Origin of the sequence: Caloramator proteoclasticus DSM 10124, from assembly GCF_900129265.1 — a bacterium.
In the GTDB taxonomy this organism is placed as follows: domain Bacteria; phylum Bacillota; class Clostridia; order Clostridiales; family Caloramatoraceae; genus Thermobrachium; species Thermobrachium proteoclasticum.
This window is the reverse complement of sequence record NZ_FQVG01000007.1, coordinates 29,506-41,613: the sequence shown is the minus strand read 5'-3', so window position 1 is coordinate 41,613 and position 12,108 is coordinate 29,506. Positions and strand designations below refer to the sequence as shown.

14 protein-coding genes are annotated in these 12,108 nt (G+C 30.8%); all 14 read right to left on the bottom strand.

Annotation, left to right across the window (positions count from 1 at the left end; all coding sequences use genetic code 11):
* Positions 1-8 precede the first annotated feature (8 nt).
* Positions 9-464, bottom strand: a complete 456-nt coding sequence (gene nrdR / locus BUB63_RS03095) for a transcriptional regulator NrdR (RefSeq protein WP_027307376.1) — start codon at positions 462-464, stop codon at positions 9-11.
* 152 nt (positions 465-616) lie between these two features.
* Positions 617-892: a YlmC/YmxH family sporulation protein gene (locus tag BUB63_RS03090; protein ID WP_027307375.1), complete on the bottom strand. Its 276-nt coding sequence runs from the start codon at positions 890-892 to the stop codon at positions 617-619.
* Between the two features lie 257 nt (positions 893-1,149).
* Positions 1,150-1,923, bottom strand: coding sequence for an RNA polymerase sporulation sigma factor SigG (gene sigG, locus BUB63_RS03085; protein ID WP_027307374.1), 774 nt, complete (start codon positions 1,921-1,923; stop codon positions 1,150-1,152).
* A 68-nt stretch (positions 1,924-1,991) separates the two neighbouring features.
* Positions 1,992-2,711 (bottom strand): RNA polymerase sporulation sigma factor SigE, encoded by a 720-nt coding sequence (gene sigE / locus BUB63_RS03080; RefSeq protein WP_370882839.1) that lies wholly within the window; start codon positions 2,709-2,711, stop codon positions 1,992-1,994.
* Between the two features lie 7 nt (positions 2,712-2,718).
* Positions 2,719-3,609 (bottom strand): sigma-E processing peptidase SpoIIGA, encoded by an 891-nt coding sequence (gene spoIIGA, locus BUB63_RS03075; RefSeq protein ID WP_027307372.1) that lies wholly within the window; start codon positions 3,607-3,609, stop codon positions 2,719-2,721.
* A 202-nt stretch (positions 3,610-3,811) separates the two neighbouring features.
* Positions 3,812-4,897 (bottom strand): cell division protein FtsZ, encoded by a 1,086-nt coding sequence (gene ftsZ, locus BUB63_RS03070; RefSeq protein ID WP_027308716.1) that lies wholly within the window; start codon positions 4,895-4,897, stop codon positions 3,812-3,814.
* A 21-nt stretch (positions 4,898-4,918) separates the two neighbouring features.
* Positions 4,919-6,184 (bottom strand): cell division protein FtsA, encoded by a 1,266-nt coding sequence (ftsA, locus tag BUB63_RS03065; RefSeq protein WP_073247906.1) that lies wholly within the window; start codon positions 6,182-6,184, stop codon positions 4,919-4,921.
* A 143-nt stretch (positions 6,185-6,327) separates the two neighbouring features.
* Positions 6,328-7,047 carry a DUF881 domain-containing protein gene (locus BUB63_RS03060; protein ID WP_073247905.1) on the bottom strand — a complete coding sequence of 240 codons (720 nt, stop codon included), beginning with the start codon at positions 7,045-7,047 and terminating at the stop codon, positions 6,328-6,330.
* A gap of 4 nt (positions 7,048-7,051) precedes the next feature.
* A complete protein-coding gene (locus tag BUB63_RS03055; RefSeq protein WP_073247904.1) occupies positions 7,052-7,408 on the bottom strand; it encodes a small basic family protein in 357 nt (118 codons plus the stop codon).
* A gap of 4 nt (positions 7,409-7,412) precedes the next feature.
* Positions 7,413-8,117 carry a DUF881 domain-containing protein gene (locus BUB63_RS03050; protein WP_073247903.1) on the bottom strand — a complete coding sequence of 235 codons (705 nt, stop codon included), beginning with the start codon at positions 8,115-8,117 and terminating at the stop codon, positions 7,413-7,415.
* A gap of 4 nt (positions 8,118-8,121) precedes the next feature.
* Complete coding sequence (locus tag BUB63_RS03045) at positions 8,122-8,862, bottom strand: cell division protein FtsQ/DivIB (RefSeq protein ID WP_027308721.1); 741 nt, start codon at positions 8,860-8,862, stop codon at positions 8,122-8,124.
* 52 nt (positions 8,863-8,914) lie between these two features.
* Entirely contained in the window at positions 8,915-10,015 is a 1,101-nt protein-coding gene (murG, locus tag BUB63_RS03040) for an undecaprenyldiphospho-muramoylpentapeptide beta-N-acetylglucosaminyltransferase (protein WP_027308722.1), read from the bottom strand.
* Between the two features lies 1 nt (position 10,016).
* Positions 10,017-11,129 carry a putative lipid II flippase FtsW gene (gene ftsW, locus BUB63_RS03035; RefSeq protein WP_073247902.1) on the bottom strand — a complete coding sequence of 371 codons (1,113 nt, stop codon included), beginning with the start codon at positions 11,127-11,129 and terminating at the stop codon, positions 10,017-10,019.
* A gap of 10 nt (positions 11,130-11,139) precedes the next feature.
* Positions 11,140-12,099, bottom strand: a complete 960-nt coding sequence (mraY, locus tag BUB63_RS03030) for a phospho-N-acetylmuramoyl-pentapeptide-transferase (protein ID WP_073247901.1) — start codon at positions 12,097-12,099, stop codon at positions 11,140-11,142.
* Positions 12,100-12,108: the final 9 nt, after the last annotated feature.

The window sequence follows — 12,108 nt, the reverse complement described above, 5'->3', positions numbered from 1 at the left end:
CACCCCTTCTATTTTTCCTGAAGTAATTTTTGAAGCTCTTGTAAAAAAGTATTTATATCTTTAAACTGTCTATAGACAGACGCAAACCTTACATAGGCAACATCATCTAAATTCTTTAATCTCTCCATAACAAGTTCCCCAATAAAGCTACTTTCTATTTCTTGTTCCATTGAATTAAATACTATTCTCTCAATGTCATCAGCAATGGCCTCAATACTTGTTATGGAAACTGGTCTTTTTTCACATGATTTTAATATACCATTTAATATTTTTCTCTTATCAAAGGGTTCTCGTGTTCCATCTCTTTTTACAACATAGATTGGCATATCCTCAATTATTTCATATGTAGTGAATCTTTTTTGACAACTAAGACACTCTCTACGTCTTCTTATAGAGGAATGGTCTTCATTATGTCTTGAATCTAAAACCTTTGTTTCGATATGATTACAGAAGGGACACCTCATCTAATCACTCCAGACATCAATATTTAGTATACCTTGAATATTATATTTACTATATATAGTTTTGTCTACTAGTAAAAAAATTATTATGTTAGATAAGATATATATAAATGCATGTAGCTTATGATATCTTATTTTTTCTCCCTTTCATATAATCACTTATCTATTGAAATTTCATCCTGTCTTTCTATTAGTATAACATCTATGCCTAATGTCTTTATAGAGCTCCAAGGAATGATTATTTCTTCTCTTTTTTTAAATATTGAAAAAATACCTCCTTCAGGCGGAAGTACAATGCTTTCTATTCTGTTAAAGGCATCATCAAATATAATATCACTAATAAAGCCAAGTTTTTTGCCGCTTACTACATCAATAACCTCCATTTGCCTCAATTGTGATAAAGTTATAAACTTATCATCTTTATTTTTCATTAATATCAACCCCCTAAAAAATTATATTCTTTTAATAGATTAATAATTCATTTTAAATTTTTTAGGAATCAAAATAAAAGCTCTATATAGTAAAAAACTATATAGAGCTCAGGCTGTTGAAAAAGTTATATATTGATTAGCCCCATGAAGGATTTCTTAGGCATTCGTTCTACGGCCTAAGCATTCCTTTCATGGGGCTTTTTCATACTTTAGCTAATAATTAGGTTTGTCAATAATTTATCTATATAGTATAAAAACTATATATATTTTCTCATATGGGAAAGTGCTGATTTTTCAAGCCTTGAAACTTGTGCCTGTGATATACCTATTTCATCAGCTACCTCCATTTGTGTCTTGCCTTCAAAAAACCTTAAGGTTAAAATAAGCTTTTCTCTACTTGATAGTTTTTGAAGAGCTTGTTTTATAGATATATTCTCAATCCAACTATCATCTGTATTTTTATTATCACTTATTTGGTCCATAACATATATAGCATCTCCACCATCATGATAAATAGGCTCAAATAAAGAGATTGGATCTTGTATAGCATCCAGTGCAAATACAACTTCTTCCCTTGGAACATCAAGTTCCTTTGCTATTTCTGATACAGTTGGTTCTTTATTATTTTTTGATATAAGGCTATCTCTAACCTGCAGTGCTCTATACGCTATATCCCTTAAGGACCTGCTGACCCTTATTGAATTATTGTCTCTAAGGTACCTTCGTATCTCACCTATCACCATAGGAACTGCATATGTAGAAAACTTAACATTTTGACTCAAATCAAAATTATCTATAGCCTTTATAAGACCAATACAGCCAACTTGAAACAAATCGTCAACATTTTCCCCTCTATTATTAAATCTTTGAATCACACTAAGAACAAGCCTTAAATTACCCTTTATAAACTTTTCCCTTGCCTCTTTATCACCATTTTTCATCTTTATTAAAAGCTCCTGCATTTCTTCATTTGATAGTATTGGCAACTTTGATGTATTTACTCCACATATTTCAACTTTGTTTGTCTGCATAAAACCAACCCCTTCAGAAGTTTGTATTAAAATTATTTCCGAAGGGATTATTATTTATTCATATTATTTTATGTCATTTTTGTTATTTCTTTCCTTAGTCTCTTTATAATTCTTTTTTCCAATCTTGATATATATGATTGAGATATGCCTAAAATATCGGCAACCTCCTTCTGTGTTTTCTCCCCACCACCTGAAAGTCCAAATCTTAGGCTAACAATTTGTTGTTCTCTTTTTGTAAGTTTTCCCATAGCATTTCTTAAAAGCTGTTTTTCAACATCATCTTCTATATAGTTAAAAATCATATCAGAATCGGTTCCAAGTATATCAGACAATAAAAGTTCATTGCCATCCCAATCAACATTTAAAGGCTCATCAAAGGATACTTCAGCTTTAATTCTACTGTTTCGTCTTAAATACATTAATATTTCATTTTCAATGCATCTTGATGCATAGGTTGCAAGCTTAATCTTTTTAACTGGATCAAAGGTATTTACAGCCTTAATTAAACCAATTGTTCCTATTGACACTAAATCCTCAACACCAACTCCTGTATTTTCAAATTTTCTTGCGATATAGACAACAAGTCTAAGGTTTCTTTCTATTAATACGTTTTTTACGCTTTCGTCACCTGCTCTTAATTTATCCACAAGTTCCTTTTCTTCTTCATTTGAAAGTGGAGGCGGAAGAACATCATTTCCACCAACATAATATACCTCATCTAAACCTAATATGCTGCTGTATATTTCCCTTAATTTTTTCAAAATAGTATCGATGACAAGTCGCAGCATTTTCATATTATTTAACCTCCCAACTAATAATATCCGGATATGCAATAGCTTGGTAATCTTCCTTTTTTGAAAGATGCTCCTTTGATAGGGCTATTATTGGATTTTTTATAATACCTATCTTATCCTTTGTGAAAACATAAATATAATCTACCCTAAAGCCTATAAGTATTCCATTTTGCACACCTATTGTTGTATAAGGTATTACCCTTAATCTTTTGTTTATTTCATAATCTTCTATCTGAGTTATTTGTTTTTCATCCTTCAATATTTCTATTATTTCATTTGGTAAAATTCCAGAGATATAATTCAAATCCGCAATAACTATTGGGCAACCCGATAATGGATCCTTAAGGCAATTCCCAGTATCAAGTAGTGCAGTAACCCTAATCTGTTTATCTTCATTAACTATGCTAAGCTCAACTGTTTTACTCTTTAAATAATAATGTCTATCCACTACATCAAATACAATCTTTACTATAAATATAGAAACCGCAACTCCTAATAACAAATACTTTGAAGACATCTTATTCAACACCATTACACCGTTTACAGATGAAAAATCTCCATTGCTTAAATAAAATATAGATAATATTGCACCACCTATAAAAAACGAAACCCCATAAAACAACAAAAGCTGTTTTATAAATGCCTTTAAACTTCTTGGCCAAAAGGCTATAATAATCATTAAAATTGACATACATATTTTCATAATTGAAGAATAAAATATACTTAGTGAAGGGAAAAAAACTATAAATACATAAAGTGCACCAATAACTGAAGATAACAAAATATTATATATTTTTCTATTTAACCTACAAAACCTGTTGACAGTGTATAACAGTAGAAAATTAAGTAAAACATTCTCTGCCAATAGTACATCTAAATAGATTACCTGCATCAATGCCCACCTCCACGTGGACAACTTTTTACTATAATTATACAACCTTCTGACTATAAATTTTGTCATATCATATTCTATTTATATAAAAAATAAATACATATTATGATTTTTTTATACAAATAAAAAAGTTAAAATTTAAATTTTTGCATAATATGTAAAAAAAGATAGGTATTTATCCATACCTATCTCTTCTATCCTCTTATCTTCTTGCTCTTTGATTGCGTATAAATGGTGGTATATCTAAATCAGAATCTGGCTCAAAATTAATCACCTTTGGTGACTTTTCTTCATCATGGGATTCCTTTTCCTTCTCTTCTACTTTTACTTCTCTTACCTTATCAAAACCAGTTGCTATAACAGTAATACTGATCTCATCACCCAAGCTTTCATCTACTGCAGTACCAAAAATTACATTTGCATCTGGGTCTGCAACTTGTCTTACTTGTTCTGCAGCTTCATCTACTTCAAACAATGTTAAACTTGGTCCGCCTGTAACATTTATTAAAACTCCTGTTGCTCCATCAATAGTTGTCTCAAGCAATGGGCTTGATATAGCCATCTTAACAGCTTCAATTGCTCTATTTTCGCCTGAAGCTCTACCAATACCCATATGAGCTAAACCTCTATTTAACATAATAGTTTTTATGTCCGCAAAGTCAAGGTTTATAACTCCAGGTTTTACTATAAGGTCTGAAATACCTTGAACACCTTGTCTTAATACATCGTCTGCAATTCTAAAGGCTTCTGTTATTGGTGTCTTTTTGTCTATAATATGCTTTAACCTATCATTTGGAATAGTAACTAAAGTATCCACCTTTTCCTTTAATTTTGCTATTCCTTTTTCAGCATTGATTCTTCTTGTTCCTCTTTCAAAGTCAAAGGGCTTTGTAACAACACCAACTGTTAATATTCCCATTTCCTTTGCAATTTCTGCAATAACAGGTGCTGCACCAGTTCCGGTACCACCACCCATACCAGCTGTTATAAACACTAAATCTGCATCCTTTAGTGCTTGTACAATAATTTCTCTACTCTCTTCAGCTGATTTTTCACCAATTTCAGGATTTGCACCTGCACCAAGTCCCTTTGTAAGCTTTTCTCCTATTTGTATCTTTACTGGTGCCTTTGAGTGGTGTAATGCTTGCCTATCTGTATTAACTGATATAAACTCAACTCCTTGTAATCCTGATTCAATCATTCTATTAACAGCGTTATTACCGCCTCCACCTACTCCTACAACCTTTATTTTAGCTCCTGCCTCAATTTCAAAATCAAAATCTAGCACATTTATACCCCCTTTTGTATTTTAGAAAAAATCTGCGAAAAAATCTTTAATTTTGTCAAGTATATTTCTTTTACTTGAAGAATCGTCTTCAACATAATCTTCAAAATGACTATCCTCTTCCTTCTTAGGAACTGAATGTGATAGCTCCACTGTGCTTGTCCTTTTTTCCTTTAAAGCATAAAAAGCAGTCCCAGCTGAAGCTGAATATATTGGATTTGCAACTCCAATATAATTTGGATAGCCAAATCTAACAGGTAATTCAAAACTTGATTGTGCAACATCCTGAATACCCTTGATATTAAAGAGCCCTCCTCCTGTTATAACAACACCAGCGGAAATTGAATTGTATAGATTCCTATCCTCCAATTCCTTTCTTACAAGATATAACATTTCTGAAATTCTTGCCTCCATTATTTCAGCTATATCCTTAAGGTAAACTTCCTTTTCAGATTTACCACCAATACTGTTTATCTTTATTATATCATTATTTCTTATTAAATTTGAAGTAGCTACTCCATATTGTCTCTTAATTTTTTCAGCATCAGTTGATGTTATTTTACATATAATAGAAATATCATTTGTAATATGATTTCCACCTACTGGTATAACCTTGGTAAATATTAGTGATCCCTTTCTAAATACAGAGATATCAGTTGTCTCAGCACCAACATCGATTAAAGCTACACCAAGTTCCTTCTCATCATCACTTAAAACCACACTTGATGTTGCAAGTGGTTCTAAAATTATTCCATCACAGGCTAATCCTGCCTTTTGTATGCTTCTTATTATATTTTGAACAGTTGTACAGGATGCAACAATTAAATTAGCATCCACCTCAAGTCTAACCCCTACCATACCAATAGGGTCTCTTATTTCATCATATCCATCTACTATATATTGTTCTGGTATAATATCTATTATCTCTTTATCCTGCGGAATTGCTACAACCTTTGCTGCCTCAAGTACCCTATTTACATCCTCCTTTGTAATTTCCTTATCATCCCTTGAAACAGCTATAACTCCCTTTGTTTTATATAGGTTAGTATATCCTCCAGGAATATTAACAAATACCGATTTTATTTTTTTATTTGACATATGTTCTGCTTGTTTTAGTGCACTATTTATTGCTTCAACAGTTGAATCTATATCAACTATAATTCCCTTCTTAACACCCTTACACTCGGAGGTTCCAACACCTAAAACATTAAACTGCTTATTTTTCATCTCAGCAATAATTATACACACTTTAGATGAACCTATATCTAAGGCTGCAACTACATTGCTCATTTAAATTTTAACCTCCCAACATTAGTATATTATTAATATAATTCAACAAAAATTTCAGATTCCCTTTTTACAAAATAAAATTTATTTTACTTTTTTATTATCGTAACATTTTAAAAAAAAATTAGTCTAAACTAAAATAATTTTTATCTTTTTATTTTTAAGTATTTAGGTTCAATATCTTCATTAACACCCTTTATTGTAATTTCATCCTGCTTTATTAAATTCAATTTCAATCCTCTCAATTCCATTGTTTTATACCAGCTATCAGGATTATACATAGCATAGTAAAGTGCGTCTTTATCACCTATTGCTTTAATTGTAAAGGGTGGTGTTATATAATTCCCATTTATCATAATTATAGGACCTTCACAGGTTATTGATGTATTAGCAACTACTCTATACCCATTAACTTCAATTGCTTCTGCATTTGCATTTTTTAAATCAACAATAAGTTGTCTTAAATCAAAATCGTGAACTATACTATTCCATAATTCAAAGTCATTTAAGTAAGTACTTCTTCGTGCATCATCAACCTTTACTTCTATTCCTGGTCCCTTAACCTGCTCCATTCCTGATAACATTTTGGCCTCTTCATATTCCTTTTTTAAAGATTCGAGGATTGTTTTTGTCCTTTTTTCACTTGTAGTATATTGATTATATTTTACCTGAAGTTCAACTAAATTTTTAGATAGTGCTGCCACTTCTCTATTTAATGTGAAATTTTCGTGTTTAAGTTTTTGATAATCCTTATAAGTCAAAAAGATTGTTTTAGTAGGAGTAGATTTGACTAAAAAAGATGTAATTACAATACCAGTGAATATACCTGACATCATAAGGAGAAGTTTTGATTCATTAAATTTCATTTCACTACTCCTCCCTTTCCTTCATCTTACTCCTTAGCTTCTCTAATATTATTCTTCTTATAATTGCAAAGTTATTAAAAAGCCTGCTACCAAATACTACTACAGCTGCTAAATATATAGGTACATTTAATGTATCCCCAAGATAAGTTAGCCCTATAGCAAGTACAATATTACTAAAAAAACCTGATATGAATATATCAGAATCAAACTTTTTTTCAAGGGATGCCCTTGCTCCTCCAAAAACAGAATCGAGGGCTGCAAGTATCGCTACGGGAATATACGCTGTAAACGATGTTGGAATATCTATTTTTAAAAATATACCCAATAACACACCTATCAATAATCCTATTAAAGGTACCATCTCATCACCTTCCTGGTTTAGCATATTTAAAATCTATCTTTTTGTTGTACTTTAATATTTTAATATTATCTGATTTTTCAATTGTATAAGCTATTCTATCTGCATTCTGTTCTAAAATATTTCCTGGCATTTTAAATGCACCTTCTAATATACTTGGATCTCCAATAGCCTTTATAACAAACTTATCCTGTGGACTAAACTTTGTTTCATTTATTTTTATATAGGCACCTGCCTCTCTTATTTGAGTTCTTGCTATATACCTTTCTTCATTTATTGATATTGCCTCTGCACCAGATGAGTTTAATTCATTTATAATATCTAAAATATCAGTAGCATAAACTTGGTTTATATAATTATTTTTAACATTATCTACTGGAGAAATTGTAATAACAATACCTTGGCCTTCAACATCATTAAGTCCCGATAGAACTCTTAAATTATCAAGCTCGTTTTTTAACTTTTCAACAGCCTCATTACCTATTGTAACTGATTTTTCAATTTCATCAATTTTTGATTGATACTCTCTAACCTTCAAATCCAATTCTTCCTTCTGCTTTTTCAAAATTTCATTTTGCTTAACTAAGTCACTTATTTGTCTTGTATCTACAATTTTTGTTTTAGAATAGGAAATTCTATACTGATAAGTTATCATAAAACCTAATATAAGACAAATAAAGGCTAAGCTTAACTGTGATTTTAATTTTTTCATCTAATCACCTCTTTTCGTTAAATACAGCTGTTCCATCAGAACTTATATCTATAGTCCCCTTCTTACCACTTAATTCAGGGCTTTTTAAAAGAGTCATTGCAAAGGAAAGTTTATATTCTAAATTAGAACAATCTCCTACACATATATTAATTCCACTTTTTGTTATAATATTAACATTATAAGGGTCCTTAACATCTACCTTCTCAATTTGGGATTTTATATCTATATACGAGAAAATCTTTAATATCTCAACAATACTTTTTAATTTTACAGAATCACTGGTAACATATTCATTAAACACATATTCCTTTGCATCTATTCCTTCTAAATATATAAGCTTACCATTAGGAAATTTGTTTATAGTATGAACCATTCTTCCTTCACTATCGATATCTACAAAATAATTTTTTACTCTTATAATTCCCTTTATATCCTTTTCTTCAATTGTCAATAAAATCTTTGAAGGAAGTTTTTTATTTATTTTTACGTCTTTAACGTAGGGATTATTTAGAATGTTTGTTTTTACTTTATTTTTATCTAAAAAAAATATATTTTCTCCTATTACATTTGCTAAAATGATAGCCTCATCCCTTGATATCAAATTATTATTTTTAACTTCAACTTCCTTTATTTTAAAATAATCTGATTTTAATGAAATTACAACTGTAATTGAAAGAATTATAAAAATGATTAAAAATGATAAGAACCTTTTTTGTTTTTGTCTTTTAATAAGTTTTTCCTCCATAACACCATCCCTTGTATTTCAATAAATTTGTTGCAGGAAGATTCCTGCAACATTATTTTTTAATCTCTTCTATAAGATTTACTATATTATCTGCAGCATCTAATTTTGAAAGTTTTTTAGATGCATTTGCCATATTCAATAATATCTCTTTATTTTTAACTATATTTAATACCTGTTCCTTTAATATATCATTTTTAAGTTCTGATTCTTTTATTACAATGCAGGCACCTTTTTCCTCTAATGCCCTTGCATTATATTCTTGATGATTATTTGCAACATAGGGTGAAGGTATTAAAATAGATGGTTTTCCTAATGCAGTTATCTCAGATATAATAGTAGCACCTGCTCTACTTATAATCAAATCAGAGGCTGCTAATGCATCGTGCATATTATACACATATGGTAAAATTTTAATTCCCTTCATATTGTTTATTTGATATTTAGACTTTACTTTTTCAATTACCTCATTATAATTGTTTTCACCTGTGATAAATATAAGCTGTATACCATTTTTATATAGTTCATTTATAATATCAACAACTGCAATATTTATATTTTTTGCTCCTCTACTTCCTCCAACCACTAACACAATTGGCTTATTTTTCTCAAGCCCCATTGATGAAATTGCCTGTTCTTTATTAGCCATAAGTATCTGCTTCCTTATTGGATTTCCTGTATACACAACCTTATTCTTAGGAAAATATTTTTCAGATTCCCTAAATGTAATAGCAATTCTATCAACAAAGTGTGAAAGAATTTTATTAGTAACGCCTGGAAAAGCATTCTGTTCGTGAATTATTGTTGGTATCCCCTTTAGTGCTGCCTGCATTACCACAGGACCACATACATAACCTCCAGTTCCAATAACAACATCTGGCTTAAATTCATTTATAATTTTGCCAGCCTTACCAAATCCCTTTAATACCTTTATCACTGACTTGAAGGTACCAAAAGAAATTCTTTTATTAAGTCCCTCAACAGGTATAAGTTTTATTTTAAATCCTTCCTTTGGAACTAATTTACCTTCAAGCCCATTTTCGCTTCCAACAAAAATTATCTCTGCTCCCTTATACTTTTCCTGAATTTTTTTTGCTATTGCTACACCTGGATATATATGTCCTCCTGTACCCCCACCAGTAATTATTACCTTCATATTAATCAACTCCATCCTTTGTTATATATCTGGATATATTTAACAGTATCCCAAGTCCTGCCATTGTAAAAAGTAACGATGAACCGCCATAGCTAATTAGTGGTAGTGTAACACCAGTAACTGGCATAAATGATGATACAACTAAAAAGTTGACAGATGATTGAACTGCTATTATTGATGTAATTCCTAAGGCTACAAGGCTTCCGTATTTATCTTTACACTTAATTGAAATTCTAATTCCTCTCCATATAAGTACAGAGAAGCATAGAATTATAATAAAGGTAGCAATAAAACCTAATTCCTCACCAATTATAGCAAATATAAAGTCATTTTGTGCTTCTGGTATATAATAAAACTTCTGCTTTGAAAGACCAAGTCCTCTACCAAATAGCCCTCCAGCACCCAATGCATAAAGGGACTGAATTGCTTGATATCCAGATTCTAATTTATCAGCCCAAGGGTTTAAAAAACCTGTAAATCTTCTCATTCTATAGGGTTCTCTAATAATTGCAATAATTGCTAAAACTACACCTGATAAAAATAAAAGGAGCATATGCCTTATCTTTGCACCACCTGCAAATAACAAAATAAGTGATACTGTAGCTATAATAACCGATGTACTCATATTAGGTTCCTTAATAATTAGACCAACAAAAATCCCCATAATAACAAGTCCTGGAAATAATCCTCTAAAAAAGCTTTTCATTGTATCTTGGCCCTTTTTTTCAATCATATTAGCCAAAAATAAAACTATAAAAATCTTTGCTATCTCAGATGGCTGAATTTTTGCAAATCCAAACCCCAGCCATCTTCTGGCCCCTTTAACAGGTGGAAAAAAGAAAACTCCAATTAACATAAGTACAACAGTAAAAAATCCAAAAACTAAAATGTTTTTATTTCTCCAAAACCTATAATCTATATTTGATGTAAACAACATAACAATAATTCCTAATACTGCCCATATACTTTGTCTAATTAAGAAATAGTGTGGATTACCATAATATATTTCTCCTTCAGGCATACTGGCACTGAAAACCATAGAAATACCTATGGAAAGTAATATTAGTATATCTGCAAAGAGGACAAAGTCAATAGGCCCTTTTTTTCCCTTCATGCTAAACCCCCTAAAAACTAATTGCTAAAAAACCAATTAAACAAAATATGGCAGTAAATATACTAAACCAAGCAACAATCTTAGTTTCATGCCAACCTAACTGTTCATAGTGATGATGAAGTGGTGCCATTTTAAATACTCTTTTCTTTGTTAATTTAAAGCTAATCACCTGAATAATTACCGAAAGTGTCTCAACAACATATATTACCCCAACTATTACTATTATGAAGGGCATCTTTAGTAAAATTGCAAGTGCTGATATAGCACCACCTAAAGCAAGGGATCCTGTATCTCCCATAAAAACCTGTGCTGGATATGCATTATATTTTAAAAATCCTAAAAGACCTCCTGCAAGAGCACCACAAAACAATGATAGATCCTGCCTTTTTAATCCATAGGTAACAATAGCAAAGAAAACACAGATAATTAAAGTAACACTGGCTGCTAAACCGTCTAATCCATCAGTTAAATTAACTGCATTAGTAGTTCCCACAACAACAAAAACCATAAATGGTATATAGAAACTACCTAAATCAATAAATTTAGTTGTATATGGTATGTGCACCATACTGCCAATATCTGGATTGTTATAGGCGTAAATTGAAAGAATTAATGCAAAGGTTATTTGACCTATTAATTTTTGATAGGCTCTTAATCCTAAGTTCTGCTTTCGAATTATCTTCAAGCTATCATCAAGAAGTCCTATAAAACCATATCCAACAGTTGTAATCAACGCAATCCATAGTGCACTGCTCATTTTTGAAGAAAGAGCCAATACTGATATTATTAAACTTATTATAAACATCAGTCCACCCATCGTTGGTGTTCCAGCCTTTTTAAGATGGCTTTTTGGTCCTTCCTCTCTAATATTTTGTCCAAACTTAAATATCTTAAGAAGAGGAATAACTATTGGTCCTATCAAAAGTACAATTATGAAAGAAAGTATTGTAGCAAATATCGTAAGCTCCATGTTTACAAC

Excerpts from the sequence above, each read along its gene's own strand:
- BUB63_RS03055 (WP_073247904.1), bottom strand. The coding sequence starts at position 7,408 with ATGGTACCTTTAATAGGATTATTGATAGGTGTGTTATTGGGTATATTT.
- BUB63_RS03050 (WP_073247903.1), bottom strand. The coding sequence starts at position 8,117 with ATGAAAAAATTAAAATCACAGTTAAGCTTAGCCTTTATTTGTCTTATA.
- sigE (WP_370882839.1), bottom strand. The coding sequence starts at position 2,711 with ATGCTGCGACTTGTCATCGATACTATTTTGAAAAAATTAAGGGAAATA.
- BUB63_RS03060 (WP_073247905.1), bottom strand. The coding sequence starts at position 7,047 with ATGAAATTTAATGAATCAAAACTTCTCCTTATGATGTCAGGTATATTC.
- nrdR (WP_027307376.1), bottom strand. The coding sequence starts at position 464 with ATGAGGTGTCCCTTCTGTAATCATATCGAAACAAAGGTTTTAGATTCA.
- spoIIGA (WP_027307372.1), bottom strand. The coding sequence starts at position 3,609 with ATGCAGGTAATCTATTTAGATGTACTATTGGCAGAGAATGTTTTACTT.
- ftsA (WP_073247906.1), bottom strand. The coding sequence starts at position 6,184 with ATGAGCAATGTAGTTGCAGCCTTAGATATAGGTTCATCTAAAGTGTGT.
- ftsW (WP_073247902.1), bottom strand. The coding sequence starts at position 11,129 with ATGAAGGGAAAAAAAGGGCCTATTGACTTTGTCCTCTTTGCAGATATA.
- murG (WP_027308722.1), bottom strand. The coding sequence starts at position 10,015 with ATGAAGGTAATAATTACTGGTGGGGGTACAGGAGGACATATATATCCA.
- mraY (WP_073247901.1), bottom strand. The coding sequence starts at position 12,099 with ATGGAGCTTACGATATTTGCTACAATACTTTCTTTCATAATTGTACTT.
- BUB63_RS03090 (WP_027307375.1), bottom strand. The coding sequence starts at position 892 with ATGAAAAATAAAGATGATAAGTTTATAACTTTATCACAATTGAGGCAA.
- BUB63_RS03045 (WP_027308721.1), bottom strand. The coding sequence starts at position 8,862 with ATGGAGGAAAAACTTATTAAAAGACAAAAACAAAAAAGGTTCTTATCA.
- sigG (WP_027307374.1), bottom strand. The coding sequence starts at position 1,923 with ATGCAGACAAACAAAGTTGAAATATGTGGAGTAAATACATCAAAGTTG.